Genomic DNA, 24,828 nt, shown 5'->3' on the forward strand with positions numbered 1-24,828 from the left:
ATGTATGCTAATCTATAAGAAAATATAAATGTCTGGATGACACCCGCAAAGAGAAAGTATCTTTTTCTTGCGGTTTTTTATTACAGTCATTTAAATAGGATCATTTTGGGAACCATACTACCAGCAAAGGAAAGGAGCTTTTTCCTAATGAATCAATCTTTAACTAGAAAACTAGCTGCATCAGCAAAAAAGGTAAAAGCTGATATCGTGATAAAGAACGGAAAAATCATTGACGTATTTAATGGTGACATTCTCGAAGAGGACATTGCGATTCAAGATGGAATCATCATCGGGATTGGACAATATGAGGGTGAAAAAATCATTGATGCAAATGGAAAATATATTTCTCCCGGATTTATCGACGGACATGTACACATTGAATCCGCCATGGTCACTCCACAGCAATTTTCACAGGTTGTCGTTCCGCACGGTGTTACTACAGTCATTGCCGACCCGCATGAAATTGCAAATGTAAGTGGTAAGGCAGGCATTCAATTTATGATTGATTCCGCTAAAAACCTTCCTCTAAACATATTCTTTATGCTGCCATCCTGTGTTCCTGCAACACCATTTGAAAACGCAGGAGCTACATTATCAGCCAATGATTTAAGGGGATTTTATCAGGAAGACCATGTACTTGGTCTTGCAGAAGTAATGGATTTTCCATCTGTCTTTCACCAAGAACAAATGATGATGGAAAAGCTCTCTGACGCTCATCAACTTGGGAAAAAAATTGATGGTCACGCCGCTGGAATTACTGGAGATGCTTTAAATATATATGCAGCTGCAGGTATTAAAACAGATCATGAATGTGTCACTCCCGAAGAAGCACATGAAAGGTTAAAAAGAGGGATGTATGTGATGCTGAGAGAAGGTTCAGCAGCCAGAGATGTAAAAGCTCTTTTGCCCGTTATCACAGAACGAAATGCGAGACGCTGCCTATTTGTTACAGATGATAAACACTTAGATGACTTGATCGCAGAAGGAAGCATTGACTATAACATTTTCCTATCTATTGAAAATGGAATAGATCCGGTCACTGCCTACCAAATGGCGACACTTCATGCAGCAGAGTGTTTTGGATTAACAACAAAAGGAGCTATTGCTCCCGGATATGATGCGGATCTTGTCTTTTTAGATGATCTTCAAACCGTTAAAGTGAACCAAGTATTCATTAAAGGAGAACTCATTGCAGAAGAAGGTCATTGTGTACATTCTTCTTATAAAAAAGATATGATACCTTCCTCCTTATTAGATACGATCCATATTAACGAAATAGGCCTTGAAGATATCCAAATACCTTGTCCAAAAGACGCATCAGCCAATATGATTGAAATCATCCCGAATAAAATTATCACAAAGCATGTAGTGGAAAAAGTTGATAAAGAGCATGGCCATTTTCAACCCTCGATCACAAAGGATCAGCTTAAAATGGCTGTGATTGAACGACATTCCTCTACAGGAAATATCGGGTTAGGTATTGTCAAAGGGTTCGGCTTAACGTCTGGAGCCATTGCTTCAACTGTTGCACATGACTCTCATAACATCATCGCAATCGGAACAAATGATCAAGATTTTCTAAGGGCAATAGACGTTTTAAAAGCAATGGGAGGCGGCTTAGTTGTGGTGAACGATGATGAGGTGATTGCATCATTGCCACTTGAAATTTCAGGTTTAATGACGACTGCTCCTTTTATACAAATTCATGAAAGTTTGAAGGAAATAGATAAAGCTTTGGTTGAAATTGGGTTTTCCGGGAATTTTAATCCATTTTTGACCATGTCGTTTTTGGCGTTACCTGTTATTCCGGAACTTAAATTAACAGATTTAGGATTGTTTCAGGTGAAGGATTTTAAGCATATTGAGGTTATTCAGTAGGGCTTTTAATTTGCAAACCTCGTTGCATTGTAATAAGTATTGCTGTTGGTTGATTGAAGCTCCAGGATGCTCGCTTTCCGTGGGGCGTGCGGTGAGCTTCCTCGTAAGCTGCGCGCCTGTGGATCTCACCTGCCCCGCTACTCCCACAGGAGTCTCGCACCTTCCGCTTCAATCAACCTAATTAGTATTCCGTTTTTAAAACTATAAAATAAACTTTTATATAAACAATTCCTATATATAAAGCAACTCACCGCAAAGGTTTACCACAATTTTCACCTCTTATGTAAAGCATCTTCCCACATCTCTAATTTCGGATGATCGATTCCAAGAATTGTGAAGTAACTGTATGCCAGAAGGTCGATGTCAATGAAGGCTGAGGATTCTACTTTATTTAAATAATCGTGTATTTCGGGTTCGGCTAATGGTGATAGCTGATGGACTAATGCCTCGAAAATTGTTCCCTTTAAATTTTCTTCTACCTGATGATAAGCTTTTCTCAGTTCATTTACGGCATGTTCTGATTTTATATTTTCAATAATTGAAGTGGCAAAGATATTGGTTTCCTCATCACTTAGGTATACCTTAACAGCTTCAACTACTTCATCTGTTTGGAATGTGATAAGTGCTTCTGATATTTCTTCCAGCAGCATATCATCTTCTCTTGTTAAAAGAGAGGCGAGTTGAACTGTGGCTTCCTTCATCTCCATTAGCCCCATCATATAGACGGCCAGATATCCGTCATATTGAAACCATTCTTCATTTCTATTCGCTTCAAACATCATCTTTACTTGATCCTTCGATATGTAATTCCTTTTCACCAGTGTAGATGCAATTTTTTTCGCTAAAAGATATGTATTCATATCAAAGTTTCTTTCACTTTCAAGTCTGGTCAGGATATTTATGTACTCCCTCCACACTTCATCTTCGGATCCTTCTACAAGCACTCTATAAAGATCCCAGTCTTGTTCTTGAATTAAACCTGCTAATAAATGCTGGTTTCTCAAGATGATATCAGGGGTAAAGTCCAGTAATAATTGGGCAAAAAAATGACGAATACTATCATGTACCTGGCCTAGTCCCTTTTCTACTATATTCGATGTCTCTTCATCCTCGGAGTCCATCTTTACATATAAGAGAAGCGATGCTTTTTCAGGATTATCTATAGCTTCTTGGAGCAATATCCTCGTCCATTCGCGTTTTTTATTCGGATAGTCGTGAAGAGTCTGGGCAATAAACTCTTGTAGAAACCGATCATTTGTTGTGATATATTGGTCAATTATTCTTTCATAAGTCATTTTTCGTATTCCTTTCTGCACAATCAAAAACTCCTTTCAGTTTTACCATGTTATGTATCAGTAATTCAATGAAACAATGAATAAAATGTTTATTAAAAATGAAACCGATTTATTTTTGTTGACAACATGTATATACAAGTTTATGATAATACCATATTTGTATATACAGATTTCAACAGTTAGTTCCTAAATGAAAACGCTATATAACAAATAAAAGGATACTAAACGGGAGGGAAAACCATGAGTGTCGATCAAAAACAAGTAAGTCAAATTATTGATGCCATTGGTGGAAAAGATAATATTTCCGCAGCCACACATTGTGTAACACGTTTACGCTTTGCTTTGGTTGATGAAGGAAAAGTAAATAAAGAAGCACTTGAAGACATTTCATTAGTAAAAGGGTCCTTTTCAACAAATGGACAGTTTCAGGTTGTCATCGGTCAAGGAACTGTAGATAAGGTTTATAAAGAGCTTGTTCAGCAAACAGGAGTAGGAGAGGCATCAAAGGACGATGTTAAGAAAGCTTCTGAGAAGAATTTAAATCCACTTCAACGTGCCATAAAAACATTAGCTGACATCTTTATTCCAATTCTCCCGGCCATCGTAACTGCCGGTTTATTAATGGGAATTAATAATATCTTAACAGGACCAGGTATTTTCTTTGACGAACAATCACTAGTGGATGTTTATCCACAATGGGCAGACCTGGCTAATATTATTAACTTAATTGCTAATACAGCCTTTACCTTTTTACCAGGACTCATCGGTTGGTCAGCTGTTAATCGTTTCGGCGGAAGTCCTTTGCTCGGAATTGTGCTCGGTTTAATGTTGGTACATCCAGATTTATTAAATGCTTGGGGATATGGTTCTGCTGAAGAAATCCCTACTTGGAACCTGTTCGGATTAGAAGTGGAAAAAATCGGTTATCAAGGCCAGGTTTTACCGATTTTGGTTGCCTCATTCTTACTAGCTAAATTGGAAGTCTTTTTAAGAAAACATGTTCCTGATGGGATTCAGCTATTAGTTGTTCCTCCATTAACACTTTTAATTACAGGTTTTGCTTCATTCATTGTGATCGGACCTGTGACATTCGCAATAGGAAATGTGTTAACAGATGGAGTTATTGCGATCTTTGAAAACTTTGCTGCACTTGGCGGTCTTATCTATGGCGGATTATATGCTTTATTAGTTGTAACAGGTATGCATCATACATTCCTAGCTGTTGATATTCAATTAGCAAATGCAGGAGGAACATTCCTCTGGCCAATGCTTGCTCTTTCAAATATTGCACAAGGCTCTGCTGCATTTGCAATGATGCTTATTTTAAAAGAAGAGAAACAAAAGGGCTTAGCGTTAACATCAAGTATTTCAGCTTGGCTGGGCGTTACAGAGCCAGCAATGTTCGGTGTCAACTTACGTTACCGCTATCCATTTATCGCAGCGATAATTGGCTCTGCTATCGCAGGTTTGTTTATCTCCATTAATGGAGTGAAGGCATTTTCAATTGGAGTTGGCGGATTACCGGGCTTCTTATCAATTGATTCACAATTCTGGCCTTCATTCTTTATCGGAATGGCCATTGTCCTTGTTGTACCATTTGTTTTAACCTATTTGTTAGCTAAAATTAAAAAGGAAAAATAATGCAGAAAGGGACGGGATATTTGTCCCTTTTCTTTCATTTCAATATAGTAGTAAAAATTCACAACGGTGGTGTTTATATTGAGTAACCCTTGGTGGAAAAAATCAGTCGTATATCAAATTTATCCAAAAAGCTTTTGCGATACATCAGGAAATGGTGTAGGAGATATTCAAGGAATTATTAGCAAGTTATCCTATTTAAAAAACCTCGGTGTTGATGTGATATGGTTAACACCTATCTATGCTTCACCTCAAAAAGATAATGGCTATGATATTAGCGATTATTATGCAATACATGAAGAATACGGAACAATGAATGACTTTGATGAACTACTGGAAAAATCCCATCAGCTTGGCATAAAAGTGATTATGGATATTGTCGTTAACCATACGTCAACAGAACATACCTGGTTTAAAGAAGCGAAAAAATCAAAATCAAACCCATATCGTGATTATTATATTTGGAAAGATCCAAAGAAAGACGGTTCTGAACCAACTAACTGGGTTTCCAAATTTGGTGGTCCTGCCTGGGAATATGACGAAGAAACAGAACAGTACTACCTCCATTTATTTGATGTTACACAGGCTGATCTTAACTGGGAGAACGAAGAGCTGCGAAAAGAAGTGTACAATATGATGAACTTTTGGTTTGAAAAAGGGGTCGATGGCTTCAGACTTGATGTCATTAATTTAATCTCAAAAGACCAAAACTTCCCTGATGATGATGGTTCCATTGCACCTGGTGACGGTAGAAAATTCTATACAGACGGTCCACGTGTACACGAATATATTCATGAAATGAACAAAGAAGTCTTTTCAAAGTATGACAGCATGACAGTCGGTGAAATGTCTTCAACAACCATTGATCACTGCATTCAATATTCAAATCCTGAACGTGAAGAATTAAGCATGACATTTAACTTTCATCACTTAAAGGTTGATTATCCTAATGGGGAGAAATGGGCCATTGGTGACATGGATTTCCTTGCATTGAAAAAAATTCTTTCTACCTGGCAAACAGGCATGAATACTGGTGGAGGGTGGAACGCTTTATTCTGGTGTAACCATGACCAACCAAGAGTAGTGTCCCGCTATGGAAATGATGCCGAATTTCGTAATGAATCAGCCAAGATGCTGGCAACTACGATTCACATGATGCAAGGTACTCCTTATATTTATCAAGGAGAAGAATTTGGGATGACAGATCCTAAGTTTACATCTATTGATGAATATCAGGATGTTGAGTCATTAAATATGTACAAGATATTGAATGAAAAAGGAATGCAAGAAGAAGAGATTCTTAAAATTCTGCAGCATAAATCACGTGATAATTCGAGAACACCTGTCCAATGGAATGATTCAAAGCATGCCGGCTTCACAGCAGGATCTCCTTGGATAAATGTAGCTAATAATTATCAACAAATTAATGCAGAAAAAGCAGTTGCTGATAAAGAATCCATTTTTTATCATTATCAAAAACTCATAACCTTACGTAAAGAATATGATATTATCACAACTGGTCATTACGAGCTTTTAGTAGAAAATGATCCATCTATTTTTGCCTATTTACGAAGTACACCGACGGAGAAGCTTTTAGTGCTAAATAATTTTTATGACAAACCGGCAACGTTTGTCTTGCCTGAACATGTTGAGATAAATGGCTTTAAGCGAGACATCCTGCTATCAAATTACAAAGATACTGGACTATCGTTTGAGAACATCACATTGCGACCTTACGAATCTGTAGTGTACCATTTATCAAAATAGACGTTTTGGCATACTCTGCATCCTCCATCTGTTCATGGTAAGATAGGGATGGTGATGAAAATGAGACAAAATAAATACCTTACTATATATAAAGAACTAACAGATCGCATTAAATCCGGTGAAGTGAAACCCGGTGAGGTTTTACCGTCCGAAAATGAGTTAACCCTTCAATATGATACGAGCAGAGAAACCATTCGCAAGGCTCTTAACCTTTTATCCCAAAACGGATTTATTCAAAAGATCAAAGGGAAAGGTTCAGTTGTCATTGATGTTCAAAAATTGAGTTTTCCCATCTCGGGGCTGGTAAGTTTTAAGGAAGTATCCAAAAATCTACAGATGGAATCGGTTATTACAAGGGTTCATGATTTCGGTCTTATTAAGCCGGATGATTTTTTAAAGCAGCAATTGGATGCCAAGAGTAGTGATGAGGTATGGAAGGTTACCCGTTCACGTGAAATAAATGGAGTTAACATCATTTTGGACAAGGATTACTTTTTAAAGAAATATGTCCCTACCCTTACAAAGGAAATTTGTGAAGGCTCTATTTACGAGTATCTTGAAAATCAACTCAATTTAAATATCAGCTTTGCCAAAAAGGAAATTGTTGTAGAGGATTGTACAGATGAAGACAGAAAACACCTTGACTTAGAAGGCTTTTCTCATATTGTTGTTGTCAAAAACTATGTGTATTTAGAAAACACAAGTTTGTTTCAATACACTGAATCACGGCATCGCCTTGATAAATTCCGCTTTATTGACTTTGCAAGACGCAGCGTGTAACAAGCATTGGGCTTAAGTGCTCAATGCTTGTTTTTGTTCAAAATTAGCAAGAATACTTTTTAGCATGATAGTATAAAGATAACTCTAACACAAGAAAGGAATTCTATATGAAAAAAGAAATCATTGATCGTTTTACACGGTATGTTGTAATTGACACCCAATCTAACGAAGAAAATGAAGCTTGTCCATCTACTCCTGGTCAACTTACTTTAGGTAAGCTTTTAGTCGATGAATTACATTCTATCGGCATGAAGGATGTAACAGTTGATGAAAACGGGTATGTAATGGCTACTCTACCTGCTAATACAGATAAAGATATTCCTACTGTCGGGTTTTTAGCCCATCTTGACACAGCGACTGATTTTACTGGAAAACACGTTAACCCTCAAGTTGTAGAGTCCTATGAAGGCGGAGACATCCCACTAAACCAGGAACTGGGAGTTACCCTTTCGCCGAACCAATTTCCCAATCTGGCAAATTACCAAGGACATACGCTTATGACAACAGATGGAAAAACATTGTTAGGAGCAGATAATAAAGCCGGTATTGCTGAAATCATGACAGCGATGCGCTACCTTATTGCTAACCCTGAGATAAAACATGGGAAAATCCGAGTTGCCTTTACTCCCGACGAAGAAATCGGCAGAGGTCCCCATAAATTTGATGTAGAGGCATTTGGAGCAGACTTTGCCTACACTATCGATGGGGGGCCACTTGGAGAGCTTCAATATGAAAGCTTCAATGCTGCCGCTGCAAAAATTACATTTAACGGAAATAATGTTCATCCAGGCACAGCAAAAGGAAAAATGGTAAACTCAGCGAAAATTGCCATGGCTTTTCAATCCAAGCTACCGGCAATGGAAGCACCTGAATTTACTGAAGGATATGAAGGGTTTTATCATCTCATTTCATTCGCTGGTGATGTCGAACAAACAAAAGTCCATTACATCATTCGCGACCATGATAAACAAATTTTTGAAACAAGAAAACAAACATTCATAGATCTTGTTAATGAATTCAAGCAAGTTTATGGTGAAGACGCAATCGTACTGGAACTGAATGATCAATATTACAATATGAAAGACAAAATAGAACCTGTTAAATACATAGTAGATATCGCATACCAAGCAATGGAAAACCTGGGCATTACGCCTATTGTTGAGCCAATTCGCGGCGGTACTGACGGCTCCCAGCTTTCCTATATGGGGTTGCCTACTCCAAATGTGTTCACAGGGGGAGAAAACTTCCACGGGAAGTTTGAGTTTATTTCAGTTGATAATATGATAAAAGCAACAAATACAATTGTTGAAATCTGTAAGCTACTAGAAAAAAGAGCTTAATTTTGCCGAAATCTTGAGGCTTAAGTAAAAAGAGATATTAAAGACTTTTCTTTTGCATTTATCATAGTTTTGTCCTTCATTATTGCCATGAAGGACTTTTCTTTTCTCATTTAACCCCGTTTTGTCCTTCATCTCTTCTATGAAAAACTTTTCCTTCCTCATTTAACCCCGTTTTGTCCTTCATCTCTTCTATGAAAAACTTTTCCTTCCTCATTTAACTCCGTTTTGTCCTTCATCCCTTCTATGAAAAACTTTTCCTTCCTCATTTAACTCCGTTTTGTCCTTCATCCCTTCTATGAAAAACTTTTCCTTCCTCATTTAACTCCGTTTGTCCTTCATCCCTTCTATGAAAAACTTTTCCTTCCTCATTTAACTCCGTTTTGTCTTATCTCCAAGCACATCAAGAGCCTCCATTCATATACTATGCTATCTGAGGTTCTAGTGAGGTGCTTCTTATGATAATTAGGAAGGCAGATCAAAATGAAACAAACACTCTTCTTTATATGACGATAAATGTCATGTCTGAAAGCACCATGGGGTTGGTTCATAATGATGTGCAAATGGGAATGAATATGTTTGTACCGTTATTAAACAGTGGATCTTATTATCTTATTGCTGTTGACCAAAATCAAATTGCAGGGTGGGTACTAATCGGGCCTGATTTCAGTCCTGTTAATGTTCAGAAAACAGGGTCCATTACTTCCCTTTACGTTTTTCCGTTATACAGAAAGATAGGGCTGGGAAAACAGCTTATGCAATCAGCGATCCAACAATTAAAAGCAGAAGGATTTCAAAAAGTTATGCTGAATGTTTATACTGGTAACCCTGCAAAGCATTTATATGAAAACCTGGGGTTTACTGATACATCTACTGTCATGGAGCTTACCATTACGTAAATAATCTAACTCTTCTCTAGGGTTGGATTATTTTGTTCTCCTTGGAATATACATAAATGTAAACGGAACCATCATTATCACTATCTTAATGTTAATACTTTATTAACCAAATATTAAATTTTGGTAATGTTCTATTTTCGCCTTGAAAATCTTGTAAAATATGATTGTACATCTACTAGGGAGGCCATGAGTATGAGGCGTTTTTCAAAAGAAGAGAATAGTTGGATTTTCTATGATTGGGGCAGCTCTGCCTATTCTATTATTATTTCAACAGCTGTGTTTCCCATTTTTTATAAAAGCGCAGCGACAAATGCGGGGGTTAGCCCGGCAGATTCTACCGCTTATTTAGGATATACGATTGCCATTGCAACCTTTATTTTAGCGATGCTTGGCCCGATTTTAGGGACAATCGCTGATTATCAGGGATATAAAAAACGATTCTTTTCTTTCTTTTTCTTACTAGGGATTGGGTTTACCAGTATTCTTGCCTTTATTCCTGCGGAACAATGGGTACTTTTGTTAATTTGCTATACGCTCGCAACCATTGGTTTTTCAGGAACCAATATTTTTTATGATGCATTTTTAGTAGATGTGACACCTGAATCCAGAATGAATCTTGTGTCTGCCCGCGGATATGGTTTGGGTTATATCGGAAGTACGATTCCATTTATCATAAGCATCGCCATTATCGTTTTATCACAAAATGGGATCCTGCCAATTTCAACTGTTATCGCAAGTAAGATCGCTTTTATAATCACAGCTGTTTGGTGGGGAATTTTTACGTTTCCATTGCTTAAGCATGTTCAACAGCATCACTTTATAAAGCGGGAACGAAATCCAGTTATGAATAGCTTCAAAAGACTTTGGAACACCTTAACTGAAATTCGAAAACATCGGGCACTATTTTTATTTCTTCTCGCTTATTTTTTCTATATTGATGGAGTCGGAACAATTATCACCATGTCCACTGCCTATGGAACTGATTTGGGAATCGGCTCAACAGACCTCCTTATTGTGCTCTTTGTTACACAAGTTGTAGCAGCTCCATTTTCTATTCTGTATGGAAGGCTTTCTGAAAAGTTTACAGGTAAAAAAATGTTGTTTGTTGGAATCTTCATTTACATGATCGTTTGTATTTACGCATATTTTCTTGAGACAACGTTGGATTTCTGGATCCTTGCCATGCTTGTCGCTACGTCACAAGGAGGCATTCAGGCTTTAAGTAGATCTTATTTTGCCAAACTTATTCCAAAAGAAAAAGCAAATGAGTTCTTCGGTTTTTATAATATTTTTGGAAAGTTTGCATCGATTATGGGACCTTTACTTGTAGCAATGACTGCACAATTAACCGGTAATTCCAGCTTGGGTGTTTTCAGTCTTGTTATCCTCTTTATTATCGGCTTTGTAATTCTTACAAAAGTTCCTGAACCTAAAGCATAACATCACATCCTAGAAAACAACTCATGTATCTATCTTGCTAATTATGGAAACCCTTTGCCTATTGATATCATTTAAGGAGGCAATAGGATGGAAGAGACGCTAAAGGATTTGTTGATTGTTCTTGGACGAATCATGACAATCCTTCCTTTACTCTTGTTTACCACCATCTATATGGGAAAGCGAACAATTGGGGAATTACCTATTTTCGATTTTCTAATTATTCTTATCTTAGGAGCGGTTGTTGGTGCTGACATCGCTGACCCTGAGATTAAACATCTTCCAACTGCATTCACCATTGTAATGATTGGACTTCTTCAAAAACTCGTTACTCATTGGAAAATAAAAAACCGGAGATTCGGAAAACTCCTTACATTTGAGCCAACCCTTGTCATTAAAGATGGAAACTTCTTGGTTGATAATATGAAAAAAATAGGATATTCCATTGATAATATTCTTCATATGTTGAGAGAAAAAGATGTTTTTGATCCTGCAGAGGTTGATTTAGCGGTCATTGAGGCAAATGGTGCACTGAGTGTGTTGAAAAAGATCTCCAAGCAAACTGTAACCAAAGAGGATCTTACTATTCAACCAACTGGAAATACTATTTCCTTTCCTGTCATAATAGAAGGAAATGTATATAAAGACTCTTTGAATTATTTAAACCTCGATGAAGATTGGCTTCGACGACAACTATCTCAGCATGGCATTATTGATTATCACCAAATCTTTTACGCATCTGTCAATCAGAACCAGGCGTTACATATTTCTTTAGCAAAAGAACCACAAACTCCTCTTCCGCCTATTAGACATTAAAAGAGCTGGCCATCATTTTATGGCCAGCTCTTCCATTTTATATTCCTGATCTCATATTACCTGTCTTACGTTTGTGAAGGATTTTCTTAACAATTGGGTAGATAATTGGTGCCCATTTTATGAGTTTTTTTACCATTTTCATGAACAATTACCTCCTATTACTTGTACCCTTCCCTCTATTTAAGCAAATGAAACCTCTATCATCCCGCATTTACCATTTCTTTGCCTAATTGCAATTGATGCATTTTATAGTATTTTCCTTTTTTCTCGAGCAATTCCTCATGATTTCCTCTTTCCACTATTTCACCATGATCCAATACGAGAATTTGATCGGCATTTCGAATGGTCGAAAGCCTATGGGCAATCACAAATGTTGTTCTACCTTCTTTTACAACATTTAAGGCCTTCTGAATAATTGCTTCAGTTTCTGTATCGATATTGGCCGTTGCCTCATCCAAAATTAAAATAGCCGGATCATAGGCAAGGGCACGTGCAAATGAGATAAGCTGTCTTTCACCTGCTGATAAAGTACTTCCCTTTTCAAGCACAGGCTCCTCGAATTGCTTAGGAAGCTGTTTAATAAATCTTTCCGCCCCAACATTGCACAGTGCTTCTCTAATTGTTTCCTTCGAAATCTCAGGATTATCTAAGCTCACATTCGTTTCTATTGTTCCCGTGAATAGAAACGGATCTTGTAAAACAATTCCCATATGCTTCCTGAGCTGTTGTCGGGGTATTTCACTTGTGTCCATACCATCAATTGTAATCATCCCTCTATTAATATCATAATAACGAAATAACAGATTGATAATGGAGCTTTTCCCTGAACCTGTATGCCCGACTAATGCTACTGTTTCTCCTTTTTTGGCTGTAAAAGAGATATTCTTTAACACATCATTCTCACCATTGTAAGAAAAAGAAACATCTTTAAACTCGACATTTCCTTCAAAACGTGGAATTTGCTCTACATTGACTTCTTCTCCTTTTTCATCGAGCAATTCAAATACCCGCTCTGCAGCAACCCGCGCCTGCTCAAGCTGGGCAAGTTGATTAACGATATCTGTTACCGGCTGGAATAATCGGTTTAAATAGTCAACAAAAGCATAGAGAACACCAATAGAAATCAATCCTGCAGCTGTGAGTGATTGCCCGCCAAAATACCAAATCAGTACAACAAAGGTAATGTTTCGCAGAACATTTACAAGGTTGTGTGATGTAAGGGCATTTAGACTTAAAAGTTTATTTTGATAAGTAAAGTGCTCCTTATTTAATACTTCAAACTCATTGATTGTTTGCTTTTTTCTTCGAAAGGCACGAATGATTGTCATACCTTGAATCGATTCATTTACCATCCCATTAATATCACTAACTCTAGTACGAATTAAATGATTATATTTTGAAGCAAATTTTCGGTATAGGACAGTCCAAGCTATCAGAATCGGCAATAGAAGTAATGTGATCAAAGCAAGCTTTACATCCAGGAAAAATAAAGCAACAAAAATCCCCGTCATATAAATCCCACTTGTAAAGAAGCTTGCAAGAACTTTAACATATAATTCTCTTATTGCCTCTGTATCGTTTGTTACACGCGCTACTACCTTACCTGCCGGCAGGTTATCAAAATATTGAATCGGCACCCGCTGGATGTGCTCAAAAACGTCCGTTCTCATTTTTTGAATAATACGATTTGCCGCCTTTTGAAGTAATAGTGTTTTTCCATATTGAAAGATGGCTGCGATGAACAACAACCCTACATAAAAGCTAAGCAACATTACAATTGGTCGAATCTCTGGTTGATAAAAGGCCAGAAGCTCTTGACCTGATAGTTTATTCACCTTATAGCTTGCTTCTTGTGATCCATTTTTAATGGTTAACGTATCCCCGGATATTGAGCGTTCTCCATCAAAAGGCAGATGCTCTTCTGTCACATAAAATGAACGACCTACCTGCACAATTTGAAGCTCATTTCTTCCAACTGAACTGCTCTCTGATATATTCTCGTTTTTTTTGAATAATTGTTCTTTATAAACGACCGTTTGATCATCCTTTTCCTGGACTTCAACCCAGGGTTTTTCAATTCCCATCATATGATGATCAATCATTCTCTTTGCGATAAACGGTCCTGTTAGTTCTGCTCCGACAGCAAAGGTTAACATAGCAAGAGCAATCAAAATTGTTCGTTTATAGAGAAGCGCATAGCGGAAGAGTCGTTTCCCTGTTGAATCTTTCTTCATTTAGCTCACCTCTCCATACGAATCAGCTTGTTGGCGGTCATGTTGCGTTTTATACCACTTGCCAAGCTGAATCAGCTGATCATGTGTTCCTTCTTCTACGATTTTTCCTTCATCCATTACAATAATCCAATCTGCATGCTGAACAGCAGATATACGATGAGCAGAAATAAAGGTTGTTTTCCCTTTCCGCTCATGTCGGATATTTTCGATAATTTTAGCTTCCGTTTTTCCATCAACGGCCGACATGGCATCATCCAATAGAAGAATTTCTGGATCCTTTATTAAAGCGCGGGCAATCGAAATTCTTTGCTTTTGCCCACCGGAAAGAGCCACGCCCTTTTCTCCGACTAATGTTTCCAACCCTTTTGGAAGAACAGACAGATCATTTTCAAAAGCTGCTGAGCGAAGTGCTTCCTCGATCTCTTCCTCTGTCACCTGTTCTTTTCCAAACTGTAAATTTTCACGAATTGTTCTGGAAAATAAGATTTGCTCTTGTGGAACATATCCAATCCAGGAATGAAGCGTGTCAAGTAAGATGGATTCAATCCGCTGACCTGAAATCAAAATTTCACCGGTACCTGTTGGATACTCCCGTATCAGCTGCTTAAGCAAGGTTGTTTTACCTGAACCCGTTTTTCCAACAATGCCGATCGTTTGGCCTCTTTTCACCTTTAAGTTGATGTCTCGAAGGTTATCTGTTGATGACGTTGGATATTGAAATGTCACATGTGAAAAAACAATTTCCTCGGGAATATTTAGCTGAATAGGTTCATCCACATCCTTTACATCCTCTTCATAAGTAAGGATTTCATTCACCCGATCTAATGAAGCGTTTCCACGTTGGAGGATGTTAATCAGTTCTCCGACCGCGAACATTGGCCAAATCAGCATTCCGAGGTATATATTAAAGCTTACAAGCTCTCCTAGTGTAATCATCTGATGAAAAACAAGATATGCACCATATCCCAATCCTATACAATAACTTAAACCTACTAATATTTTTATCGTCGGTTCAAAAAGGGCATCAACTTTTGCGACTGCAATGTTTTTCTCATACACATCTTCAGTCATGTTCTTAAAACGCTGTTCATCCGCCTTTTCCTGTACATATGCGCGAATAACCCGAACACCTGCTACAGATTCAAGCACATTGTCATTTAAGTCTCCAAAGGCATCCTGGGCAACCGTAAAGCGCTTGTGAATGAGCTTACCGAAATAGTTGATTGCTATTGCCATTAGCGGCAACGGAATAAGTGCAGCCAGTGTAAGCTGCCAGCTAATCGTAAACCCCATCACAAAGATAATAATGATCATAAAAATCGTTGAATCAACTAACGTGAGAATTCCAAACCCTGCTGTCAATGAAATCGCCTTTAGGTCATTTGTCGCTCTGGCCATTAAATCTCCAGTCCGATTTTTCTCATAAAAGCTTGGAGTCATTGAGAGCAAATGCCTCATGAACCGGTATCTCAGAATCCGTTCAATAAGGTGCGCTCCACCAAACAACTGGTACATCCATACATAGGTAATTCCATAACTAAGAATGATAAGAGCAATGAAGAAAAATAATAGCTCCCATAACCGCTCCCCTGTCATTTGACCAAACTGAATATCATCAATAGCAATTCCAATAATCTTTGGCGGAATTACATCTAATATACTAACAATAATTAATAACGAAACGGCAACTGCATACCGTTTCCAATGTTCTTTAAAAAACCAGCCTAATTTCCCAAATACCGAAAACATTTACAATCCCTCCCCTTAATTTGAATAATGTCAATCCGGTTAGCCACCCTTCATCCAATCTAAATCAATCCGATTAATCAAATGCTTCATCATCTTAATAACTCCCTTCTTCACATGAAATAAATCTATATAAACGAGCTAAAAAGCCCGGATTTGGAAAATAAGACACAAAAAGGCATTATGCGAGTGTGCATAATGCCTGATCAAACAATATAAAACGCACATCACGATGATTGTGACCTGCGTTAGGAATAAACGTTACCAAAAAAGTTTTTAAAAGATTAACGTTGTTGTTGGCGGGTCACTTTACAATATGAAATTTTTAATGGTTTATTCATCATTACATTTTCCATTTTGTAACCCTCCAATTCCGTTAAAAATATGATCTTGCTTCATTGTATTATTTTCCCAATATTTCTGTCAATGCATTTTTTAAAAATATTTACGTGAGGATGACTCCGTAATTTGCACCTATCTAAGTTTTATTCCTCACGCTTTTTATTTATTCATTTTTGCTAAAAAGTCACCCAGAAGATCTTCCATATCTTCTGATTCCTCTTGAGTCTCTTCTATAGTAGAAGCAAGCTCTCTTTCTATTCTGTCAAAATCAAAGTCTACTATATCATCATCATCAAGATTTGGAATCTCTTCTTCTTCAGGTATTGCCGACTCTACGATTTCTACCTGTTCAAGGTCTTGATTTCCATCAATATCCACTTCCTGCAAGTACAATGCTTCATCAATATCCAGCGCATTACTTGTTAATGAAGCCAAAATTGAAGTTGCCCTCACAGGGTCTGATAAGATTTGATAGACGATACTTCCAAGCAATGCTTCCGAGTGTGAATGTTTCAACCAATTCCGCTGATCTTTTGATAAATGCTTGGGCATTGGAAGACTAATCATTTCTCTATCCTTTGCTAAGGAGCTTCCAACTCCTTCTAGTACGAATTCTGCAATTTTACTTGAAAAGTTTCGTTTTTCAGTTTGTTTAAGCTTTTCCAACTGTTTTATAAGATGATCAGGTGTATCAGATGGAAGGCGAAATGTAATAGCTTGTCCCCTTTTTATTGTTGGTGCACCCTTTTTATTCATGTAACCACCTTAATTTGTTTTAGACTGTTTGCTTTTCGTTTTTCTTTTGTGGTTCACTTGTTTTTCTGACAAAGTCAGATATTAATTTATAGTATGCGTTGGCCATCATCCAGATGCTTTCTTTTTCATCCTCAAAGAATTCAATATTGTAGCCATCTAAGCTATTATTTAACATCTTAATATATTCTTTTAAAACAATAGATCCTCCTCCAACGAAATAGCAAATTTCAGTTTGGGAGTTCTTTTGCCAAACATTTCGAAGATGACGGTATTGTTTCTTTGCCAGTTCAAGAAGAATGCGGTCTGTAATGTCATGGACATTTGTACGGCTTCCTTTAACCATAATATGGTGTCTGTCATTTTTCCTTGTAATAATATCCACAACATCACGTCGGCTATCAAGCTCCACTCCGTGCTTTGTTCGAATTTCTTCTCTTATAGCTTCTAATGATTCTGAAACTCCTAAATTAAAACCTTGAGCTTTATCATCATCAACATTTCGATTCTTAATAACCGCAACATCTGTTGATAAACCACCAATATCCTGAATTAAAATCTGCTTATCAATTAAATCACGATTGATGATTTTTAAATCCTTGTCCATCACCAGATTAATATAGGCCGCAAACCCTTCAGGATATACTTTTACTTCATCAAACTTAATATTAACCTTTATACCCTGGTACTTTGGCGTTACTAGAAATTCCACCTGATGAACAGAGCCTAATAATTGTGAACGATAGCCTACATCTTTTCCTTCTTTCACTTCACGAAGTGGTAAACCTGTCCCAAGTGTGTAATTTGCATCAATGACATTATTTGTCTTTTTAAAAATATTGCTGTTTTCTTCACGCACAGCATCCAATGCTAATGAAGTAAAAAGCATGACAAGTGTTTGATCTTCTTCAGATTTGCTGCTGCCTGGATCCAGCTCACTTGGATTATCACTTTTCGTTGCTAAGTTCCCTACACGATAAATTGCATTGTTCTCTTTAAGGGCAGGGGAGTGAACTCTAATATGAATACCATCTAAAGGGTTCTTTTCATTTAATTCTTCTATACCTATGACAGGGCGATCTTCTGTGTCTCTCGCAATGACGTTAGGAATATATAATTCGTAATCTCCTTTTCCAAATAGAGCTTTCACGCAATCATTACCAACATCAACAGCTGTTATTCTTGTTTTACTCATAAAACCATCCCTCTCCTAAAAAATGAATATTAATTCTATTAATTCAAGAGTAAAGGGAGGGGGTAAGAGCGTCAATCATACTTTCGATGTGTTCAATATGAATACAAGTGTACGAATTTGTTTACAAACAAAACAAAATTGTACACATCCTATTAAACCACTATGTATTCACGTTTGTGTACATGCAAACGTATTTGTATACATATAGTATACATTTTGTGTACATGTTTACAATTCTGTAAACATACAAAATTCGTTACTATTCGACCTAAAAAACCCTGTCTTTTGACTTAGTTAGATTCCTTATGAAATGTCTTTTCATAGAAAAAAATGATGGATTTTGGTGAAAGATTTAGGTTATTTTTGGCTTTGTTGCTATGAAAAATCGAAAACATATTAGAAAAACTTGGCTTATCGCCAAGTCCTAATGGCGAAAGCCTTAGTTTTTCTTATACTATCATCAATAAAAACTTACACTTTCTGATAGTATTAAAAATAGAGACGTGCCAAAAAGCAGTCTCCTATTTCATCAGTTTATTTAGAATGAATTTTTCTAACCATGACCAGGGTAAAATTGTTTTTAATAGAATAGAAGATTTAACTCCCTTCCCTATTGGATAGCGTAATGATGTCCCCTCTTTCACTGCAATTGATGCAACGAGTCTGGCTACATCAGAAGGATCACCAAAGGAAGTGGATCCATTTTCAATATACTGCTCCAGTTTCGTCATTACTTTATAGTATGGAGAATCTTTACGTAGCGATTTATCAGTTATCTGTTTTCCACTGGTCCAAATACTTGTTTGATAGGAGCCAGGTTCTATTAAGACAACATCTATCCCAAATGGTTTGAGCTCCAACCTTAGCGATTCACTCCATCCTTCTAGTGCATACTTGGAGGAAACATATGGAGATAGACCGGGGAAACCAACACGTCCACTAATGCTGCTCATGTTTATAATCTTCCCCCTCCCCTGCTTTCTCATCATCGGTAATATGGCTTGTGTCACCCCAATAACTCCAAAAAAGTTTGTCTCAAACTGTTGACGATATTCTTCAAGCGAAACTTCTTCAGCAAATCCTGCTCCGGCAAAACCGGCATTGTTGAAAAGAACATCAATTCGACCTTTCTCTTCTATATAACTTTTGAAATGGATAATTGACTCATTTGATGTGACATCTAATGGTACTACTTGTATGGACTCTTTAACTCCACATCTCTCTGCTTCAGTTATAAGCGCTAATTGTTTCTTTGTATCCCTCATTGTTGCCGTCACATAAAACCCTTTTTTCGCCAGCTCTATAGTCGTTAATAATCCAAAACCGCTGGACGCTCCTGTTACTACAGCATGTTGTTTATCCATGAATACCTCCATTGCCATTATTCTCAAAACTCCTAAAACTCATCTTACACGATAAAAATACCCAATAAAAAAATGCCCCTAAAGAATGGGACATTCATTTTACTTGATCATCTGCTTAACAAGTTCTTTATTCCGTTCTTTAAATAACTCATTATGCGAAGACACCATTCCGACTTTATAGGCGTCTGGCTGAATATATTGCTTTGCTTTATTGACAGCATTTGCTGCATCTTGAAAAGCTCCTGCAATCAGGTTCAGTTTTCCTTCATGCTTCAAAATATCACCCGCTGCATAAATTCCTTTAATCGAAGATTCACTACTGGATGTGCCTTCTACAAAATACTGATCAATTAAGGATACATCCAACTGACTATTTTTAAGTAATGATGCATCTCGTTCATAACCATGATTAATAATAACATCATCTACAGGTAAATAGGTGACTTCTCCTGTTTCTTGATTTGTTAATTCTACCTTTTCAATATCTTCATGATTTTCACGAGCAATTAGCTTTGTAATCGATGTTTGATAAATGCAAGTAGCCGTGCTATTCATCAATTGTGTGATTTGGGCTTCATGTCCGGTTAAGCTTGGCTTTCTATGTACTAAATACACCTTTTTTGCAATTGGTTCCAATTCATTGGCCCAGTCTATTGCTGAGTTCCCTCCACCTGAAATGACAACCGTACGGTCTTTAAATCGTTTTAACGATTTTACTGTGTAATGTAGATTTGAAACCTCAAACTTTTCTGCTCCTTCAATTTCAAGCTTTTGCGGATTTAATATTCCACCACCCACAGCAATGATGACTGTTTTTGATAAATGTTTATATCCTGATGAAGCTAACAATGTAAAAATTCCATTTTCATCACGTGAAATAGATTCGATTTTTTCACCTAAAACGACTGTTGGATCAAATGTTAATGCTTGTTGAACTAATTGTTCAATTAATTTTTCTCCAAGTATAGGTGTTTGCCCACCAATATCCCATATCATTTTTTCAGGATATACATGTATTTTTCCACCGAGCTGTGGTTGAAATTCAATTAATTTTGTTTTCATTTCTCTAAGTCCACTATAAAAAGCTGAGTAAAGTCCTGCTGGCCCTCCCCCAATGATCGTAACATCATATATTTCTTGTGAGTCCATTCCTTTCACTCCTTAGCTTGAGTATTAATGATTATCATTCTCATTTACTATACAACGCTTTCCTAACTTTTACAACATGAAATTATACATTGACAATAGTAAAATGGAATTATAGAATTTAATTATTCAGTAATGATAATCATTTTCATTACACAACAGTTTCTTTTATTACGTATAAACTGCGGTTAGACATAAAAACTAAGTAAACTCAATACATTCTGATATTCAAAAAAACCTATATAAACGGAGGTTACATATATGGTTCGCCTTTACACTAATAAACTAAAAATTGGATATGGTGAACGGTTGATTGTAAAAGATCTTAGTGTAGAGATTCCAGATAAAAAAATTACAACCATCATTGGATCTAATGGTTGTGGAAAATCTACTTTATTAAAAGCTATTACAAGGATCATTCCACATCAATCGGGAAATGTCGTTTTGGACGGAGGAGATATTTCTAAGGAAAATACGAAAATTCTCGCGAAGAAAATGGCAATCCTTCCCCAAACACCTGAAAGTGCCAGTGGGTTAACTGTAGGCGAACTAGTATCTTATGGACGCTTCCCTTATCAAAAAGGCTTTGGTCGTTTAACAAAAAAAGACTATGAGGTAATTGATTGGGCACTAGAAGTAACAGGAACGAAAGACTTTAAATTCAGACCAGTGGATGCCTTATCAGGGGGTCAACGTCAAAGAGTTTGGATTGCAATGGCTCTTGCTCAGGAAACAGATATCATCTTTTTAGATGAGCCTACAACCTACTTAGATATGGCTCACCAACTGGAAGTGCTTGAACTTCTCCAAAAGCTTAACCAAGAACAAGAACGTACTATTGTTATGGTCTTGCATGATTTAAACCAAGCTGCGCGATTTGCTGACTATATTATTGCGTTAAAAGATGGTCAGGTCATAAAAGCCGGTGATTGTAAAGAAGTTATCACACATGATGTATTAAAGAAAGTTTTTCATATCGATGCTGAAGTTGGAACCGATCCACGTACAAACAAGCCGATGTGCATCACATATAATTTACTAAAGGGAGAAGAAAAAAATGAAGAAACTGTTAATTCCATTCACGCTGCTGCTGTTGCTAGTTATTAGTGCATGCGGCAACAATGATTCGACATCTGAAAACGAAGGAAACGGAAGCACCTCTCCTGAAAACAAACAACCGGAAACGATTACATATGAGTCTGAAAATGGACCTGTTGAAGTTCCAGCTAACCCGCAACGTGTTGTGTTACTCTCCGGATTTGCTGGTAATGTTCTTGATCTAGGAGTAAACGTAGTAGGTGCTGAATCATGGGCGATCAACAGTCCAATTCTTGCAGATGAATTAAAAGATGCAGTAGAAGTAACTGATGAAAGCTTAGAAGAAATTATTGAACTAGAGCCGGATTTAATTATTGGACTTTCCACAATTAAAAACGTCGATAAGTTAAGTGAAATTGCCCCGACTGTAACATATACATGGGGTAAAGTTGATTACTTAACACAGCATCTAGAAATTGGTAAGCTTTTAAACAAAGAAGAAGAAGCTAAAGCATGGGTGGAAGATTTCAAATCCCGTGTAGAAGAAACTGGTAAAGAAATTAAAGCAAAAATTGGTGAAGATGCAACAGTATCTGTCATTGAGAGCTATGGAAAAGATTTATATGTATATGGAGATAACTGGGCAAGAGGAACAGAAATTCTTTATCAAGGAATGGGCTTAAAAATGCCTGAAAAAGTAAAAGAAGTTGCATTGGAATCTGGTTACTATACTCTTTCCGCTGAGGTTCTACCTGAATATGCCGGTGATTACGTCATTTTAAGTAAATATTCAGATGCAGATACTTCATTCCAGGAAACTGAAACATATAAAAACATTCCTGCGGTGAAAAATAATCAAGTATTTGAAATGGAAGGAAATGGTGCATCCTTTAGCGATCCAATCACATTAGAACACCAATTAGCCTTCTTTAAAGAATCCTTTTTAGGTGAAAAATAAGGGCCTAGCATTGGATTTTGAGTACAGAGGAATTCTTTTAAAGAATTCCTCTCTATTTTTTGTTAAAGTATGAATAGGATTTTAGAAAATTATGTAAACGTTATCCCTTCGAAAATTTCCAAAGAAAAGATGAGATACATGAAAAAGAACACCCAACTATTCATTCCATTTATATTTAAATATGTTGCTGCAATCCTTGTATTTATCTGTTTGTTTATCATTTCTTTAGTATTTGGAGCTGCCGATATTTCTGTTAAAGATGTGTGGCTTTCGGTAATGTCGAATATAACAAATGAGCAAATTACCATCATTCGGGAGATTCGATTACCTCGTGAAGTTGCTGCTATTTTTGTTGGTGCAGCACTTGCCACTTCTGGTGCGATCATGCAAGGAATGACAAGAAATCCACTTGCAGATCCCGGGTTACTTGGATTAACGGCAGGTGCTAATGCTGCGCTCGCAATCATGGTTTCATTTTTACCATCAGCTAACTACTTTTGGGTGATGGTTTCCTGCTTTATTGGTGCTGGAGTTGGGGCTTTATTAGTATTTGGAATAGGCTCAATGAAAAAAGGCGGCTTTTCCCCTATTCGTATTGTATTAGCCGGCTCTGCTATTTCAGCGTTTCTCTATGCAATTGCAGAAGGAATTGGTCTTTATTCGAAAACGTCCAAAGATGTTTCAATGTGGACAGCAGGAGGTTTGGTTGGTACAACCTGGTCTCAGTTACAAATCATCATACCTGTTATTGTCATAGGAATTATTATTACATTGTTTTTCTCAAAACAGTTAACGATTCTTAGTTTAAGTGAAGAAGTTGCAGTTGGACTTGGTCAAAAGACCTTTCAAATTAAAGTCGTTCTTTTTATTATGATTATCTTACTTGCAGGTGCTTCAGTCGCACTTGTTGGAAATATGGCGTTTATCGGTCTTATGATTCCACACATAGCAAGGGCTATTATTGGAACCGATTATCGTTTTATTATTCCGATGTCAGCAATTATTGGTGCAGCCTTTATGCTTTTAGCTGATACCCTTGGTCGGACGATGAACGCTCCATTTGAAACACCGGTGGTCGCAATTGTTGCCGTCATGGGCATTCCCTTCTTCTTACTTATTGTGAAGAAAGGAGGCAGGGCATTCTCATGATTCAAACATCATTAGTCAAAAAACAGCGGCTTTTTATTACTATTTTTGTTGTACTTATTTTCCTAACAATTATTATTGGGCTGGGACTTGGGACTTCTTCTGTCTCATATAACCGAATTATTCCTACTCTGCTTGGCCAGGGAACATTTAAGGATGAATTCGTTTTATTTTCTATACGCATGCCCCGTATTATTATTACACTACTGGCAGGAATGGCACTTGCATTATCAGGAGCAATCCTGCAAGGTATTACGAGGAATGAATTAGCTGAGCCTGGTATTATCGGAATAAACTCCGGTGCAGGGGCAGCAATTGCGTTGTTTTATTTATTTTTCCCAATTGATTCAGGTTCATTTATCTATATGCTGCCGATCGTTGCCTTTCTTGGAGCTCTCGTGACAGCCATCTTAATTTATATTTTTTCTTATGACCGAAAAGTGGGATTGCAACCAATTAGACTGGTCTTAATCGGGGTAGGTTTTTCACTTGCTCTATCAGGCCTAATGATTGTTCTCATCTCATCTGCAGATCGTGTAAAAGTTGACTTTATTGCCAAATGGTTGGCAGGAAATATATGGGGTACAGACTGGCCGTTTATTCTCGCCCTTCTTCCTTGGTTAATTATCCTTATCCCTTTTACACTTTACAAGGCTAATCGTCTGAACATACTTAGTCTAAGTGAACCAGTGGCAGTGGGTGTAGGTCTTTCTATTGAAAAGGAACGGATTGTTTTATTATTAACAGCTGTTGCGCTCGCAGCCTCTGCTGTATCTGTAACAGGCGGAATTTCCTTTATTGGGCTAATGGCTCCTCATATCGCAAGAGCCCTTGTTGGCCCAAGAAATCAATTATTTATTCCTATTGCAGTATTAGTTGGTGGTTTTCTCTTATTGTTTGCTGATACAGTAGGACGTAATTTAATTGAACCGGATGGGCTACCTGCAGGAATTATGGTGGCACTGATCGGTGCTCCCTATTTTGTGTATTTATTACTTAAGAAATAAAAGACAGGGCAGTCTACCTTCAAACGGTTGACTGCCTATTTTCATTTCTTAG

19 protein-coding genes are annotated in these 24,828 nt (G+C 37.2%); 12 read left to right on the plus strand and 7 right to left on the minus strand.

Annotation, left to right across the window (positions count from 1 at the left end):
- Positions 1-147 precede the first annotated feature (147 nt).
- Complete coding sequence (gene ade / locus LC095_RS10085; RefSeq protein ID WP_226528073.1) at positions 148-1,878, plus strand: adenine deaminase; 1,731 nt, start codon at positions 148-150, stop codon at positions 1,876-1,878.
- Positions 1,879-2,150: 272 nt separating this feature from the next.
- On the opposite strand, the gene LC095_RS10090 is transcribed toward ade, so the two are convergent.
- Positions 2,151-3,194 carry a zinc chelation protein SecC gene (locus LC095_RS10090; RefSeq protein ID WP_226528074.1) on the minus strand — a complete coding sequence of 348 codons (1,044 nt, stop codon included), beginning with the start codon at positions 3,192-3,194 and terminating at the stop codon, positions 2,151-2,153.
- A gap of 219 nt (positions 3,195-3,413) precedes the next feature.
- Here LC095_RS10090 and treP point away from each other — a divergent pair, with 219 nt between their 5' ends.
- The 7 genes from treP (at position 3,414) to LC095_RS10125 (ending at position 11,847) form a co-directional block, all read left to right on the plus strand.
- A complete protein-coding gene (gene treP, locus LC095_RS10095) occupies positions 3,414-4,814 on the plus strand; it encodes a PTS system trehalose-specific EIIBC component (RefSeq protein ID WP_226528075.1) in 1,401 nt (466 codons plus the stop codon).
- Between the two features lie 78 nt (positions 4,815-4,892).
- Positions 4,893-6,578 (plus strand): alpha,alpha-phosphotrehalase, encoded by a 1,686-nt coding sequence (treC, locus tag LC095_RS10100; RefSeq protein ID WP_226528076.1) that lies wholly within the window; start codon positions 4,893-4,895, stop codon positions 6,576-6,578.
- Between the two features lie 60 nt (positions 6,579-6,638).
- Complete coding sequence (gene treR / locus LC095_RS10105) at positions 6,639-7,358, plus strand: trehalose operon repressor (protein ID WP_226528077.1); 720 nt, start codon at positions 6,639-6,641, stop codon at positions 7,356-7,358.
- A 107-nt stretch (positions 7,359-7,465) separates the two neighbouring features.
- Entirely contained in the window at positions 7,466-8,698 is a 1,233-nt protein-coding gene (pepT, locus tag LC095_RS10110) for a peptidase T (RefSeq protein ID WP_226528078.1), read from the plus strand.
- 455 nt (positions 8,699-9,153) lie between these two features.
- On the plus strand, positions 9,154-9,594 hold the full coding sequence (locus tag LC095_RS10115) for a GNAT family N-acetyltransferase (RefSeq protein WP_226528079.1): 441 nt from the start codon (positions 9,154-9,156) through the stop codon (positions 9,592-9,594).
- Positions 9,595-9,786: 192 nt separating this feature from the next.
- Positions 9,787-11,034, plus strand: coding sequence for an MFS transporter (locus LC095_RS10120; protein WP_226528080.1), 1,248 nt, complete (start codon positions 9,787-9,789; stop codon positions 11,032-11,034).
- 87 nt (positions 11,035-11,121) lie between these two features.
- Positions 11,122-11,847: a DUF421 domain-containing protein gene (locus LC095_RS10125; protein ID WP_226528081.1), complete on the plus strand. Its 726-nt coding sequence runs from the start codon at positions 11,122-11,124 to the stop codon at positions 11,845-11,847.
- Between the two features lie 200 nt (positions 11,848-12,047).
- Here the strand turns inward: LC095_RS10125 and LC095_RS10130 are convergent, their stop codons facing one another.
- The 6 genes from LC095_RS10130 to LC095_RS10155 form a co-directional block, all read right to left on the minus strand.
- Positions 12,048-14,081, minus strand: a complete 2,034-nt coding sequence (locus LC095_RS10130; protein WP_226528082.1) for an ABC transporter ATP-binding protein — start codon at positions 14,079-14,081, stop codon at positions 12,048-12,050.
- Positions 14,082-15,830 (minus strand): ABC transporter ATP-binding protein, encoded by a 1,749-nt coding sequence (locus tag LC095_RS10135; RefSeq protein ID WP_226528083.1) that lies wholly within the window; start codon positions 15,828-15,830, stop codon positions 14,082-14,084.
- A gap of 498 nt (positions 15,831-16,328) precedes the next feature.
- Positions 16,329-16,925: a hypothetical protein gene (locus LC095_RS10140; protein WP_226528084.1), complete on the minus strand. Its 597-nt coding sequence runs from the start codon at positions 16,923-16,925 to the stop codon at positions 16,329-16,331.
- 19 nt (positions 16,926-16,944) lie between these two features.
- The gene (locus LC095_RS10145; protein WP_026562982.1) at positions 16,945-18,117 is read right to left on the minus strand and encodes a ParM/StbA family protein; all 1,173 of its coding nucleotides are present in this window, start codon (positions 18,115-18,117) and stop codon (positions 16,945-16,947) included.
- A 521-nt stretch (positions 18,118-18,638) separates the two neighbouring features.
- A complete protein-coding gene (locus tag LC095_RS10150; RefSeq protein ID WP_226528085.1) occupies positions 18,639-19,481 on the minus strand; it encodes an oxidoreductase in 843 nt (280 codons plus the stop codon).
- A 99-nt stretch (positions 19,482-19,580) separates the two neighbouring features.
- Entirely contained in the window at positions 19,581-20,630 is a 1,050-nt protein-coding gene (locus LC095_RS10155; protein WP_226528086.1) for an NAD(P)/FAD-dependent oxidoreductase, read from the minus strand.
- Between the two features lie 258 nt (positions 20,631-20,888).
- Between LC095_RS10155 and LC095_RS10160 the strand changes: the two genes are divergently transcribed.
- The 4 genes from LC095_RS10160 (at position 20,889) to LC095_RS10175 (ending at position 24,776) form a co-directional block, all read left to right on the plus strand.
- A complete protein-coding gene (locus tag LC095_RS10160) occupies positions 20,889-21,734 on the plus strand; it encodes an ABC transporter ATP-binding protein (protein ID WP_226528087.1) in 846 nt (281 codons plus the stop codon).
- On the plus strand, positions 21,685-22,623 hold the full coding sequence (locus LC095_RS10165) for an iron-hydroxamate ABC transporter substrate-binding protein (protein ID WP_226528088.1): 939 nt from the start codon (positions 21,685-21,687) through the stop codon (positions 22,621-22,623). The genes LC095_RS10160 and LC095_RS10165 overlap by 50 nt, the downstream gene beginning before the upstream one ends.
- A 138-nt stretch (positions 22,624-22,761) precedes the next feature.
- Positions 22,762-23,772 (plus strand): FecCD family ABC transporter permease, encoded by a 1,011-nt coding sequence (locus LC095_RS10170; RefSeq protein ID WP_226528089.1) that lies wholly within the window; start codon positions 22,762-22,764, stop codon positions 23,770-23,772.
- Entirely contained in the window at positions 23,769-24,776 is a 1,008-nt protein-coding gene (locus LC095_RS10175) for a FecCD family ABC transporter permease (protein WP_226528090.1), read from the plus strand. The genes LC095_RS10170 and LC095_RS10175 overlap by 4 nt, the downstream gene beginning before the upstream one ends.
- The last annotated feature ends 52 nt before the right edge of the window (positions 24,777-24,828 follow it).

Source organism: Metabacillus niabensis (genome assembly GCF_020524345.1).
Taxonomy (GTDB): Bacteria; Bacillota; Bacilli; order Bacillales; family Bacillaceae; genus Metabacillus; species Metabacillus niabensis_B.

What these genes read in the sequence shown, in the direction of transcription:
- LC095_RS10165 (WP_226528088.1), top strand. Translation starts at nt 21,685, where the DNA reads ATGAAGAAACTGTTAATTCCATTCACGCTGCTGCTGTTGCTAGTTATT.
- treP (WP_226528075.1), top strand. Translation starts at nt 3,414, where the DNA reads ATGAGTGTCGATCAAAAACAAGTAAGTCAAATTATTGATGCCATTGGT.
- LC095_RS10150 (WP_226528085.1), bottom strand. Translation starts at nt 19,481, where the DNA reads ATGGATAAACAACATGCTGTAGTAACAGGAGCGTCCAGCGGTTTTGGA.
- LC095_RS10160 (WP_226528087.1), top strand. Translation starts at nt 20,889, where the DNA reads ATGGTTCGCCTTTACACTAATAAACTAAAAATTGGATATGGTGAACGG.
- LC095_RS10155 (WP_226528086.1), bottom strand. Translation starts at nt 20,630, where the DNA reads ATGGACTCACAAGAAATATATGATGTTACGATCATTGGGGGAGGGCCA.
- LC095_RS10120 (WP_226528080.1), top strand. Translation starts at nt 9,787, where the DNA reads ATGAGGCGTTTTTCAAAAGAAGAGAATAGTTGGATTTTCTATGATTGG.
- pepT (WP_226528078.1), top strand. Translation starts at nt 7,466, where the DNA reads ATGAAAAAAGAAATCATTGATCGTTTTACACGGTATGTTGTAATTGAC.
- LC095_RS10175 (WP_226528090.1), top strand. Translation starts at nt 23,769, where the DNA reads ATGATTCAAACATCATTAGTCAAAAAACAGCGGCTTTTTATTACTATT.
- LC095_RS10140 (WP_226528084.1), bottom strand. Translation starts at nt 16,925, where the DNA reads ATGAATAAAAAGGGTGCACCAACAATAAAAAGGGGACAAGCTATTACA.
- treR (WP_226528077.1), top strand. Translation starts at nt 6,639, where the DNA reads ATGAGACAAAATAAATACCTTACTATATATAAAGAACTAACAGATCGC.
- LC095_RS10145 (WP_026562982.1), bottom strand. Translation starts at nt 18,117, where the DNA reads ATGAGTAAAACAAGAATAACAGCTGTTGATGTTGGTAATGATTGCGTG.
- LC095_RS10115 (WP_226528079.1), top strand. Translation starts at nt 9,154, where the DNA reads ATGATAATTAGGAAGGCAGATCAAAATGAAACAAACACTCTTCTTTAT.
- LC095_RS10130 (WP_226528082.1), bottom strand. Translation starts at nt 14,081, where the DNA reads ATGAAGAAAGATTCAACAGGGAAACGACTCTTCCGCTATGCGCTTCTC.
- LC095_RS10135 (WP_226528083.1), bottom strand. Translation starts at nt 15,830, where the DNA reads ATGTTTTCGGTATTTGGGAAATTAGGCTGGTTTTTTAAAGAACATTGG.
- LC095_RS10125 (WP_226528081.1), top strand. Translation starts at nt 11,122, where the DNA reads ATGGAAGAGACGCTAAAGGATTTGTTGATTGTTCTTGGACGAATCATG.
- ade (WP_226528073.1), top strand. Translation starts at nt 148, where the DNA reads ATGAATCAATCTTTAACTAGAAAACTAGCTGCATCAGCAAAAAAGGTA.
- LC095_RS10170 (WP_226528089.1), top strand. Translation starts at nt 22,762, where the DNA reads ATGAAAAAGAACACCCAACTATTCATTCCATTTATATTTAAATATGTT.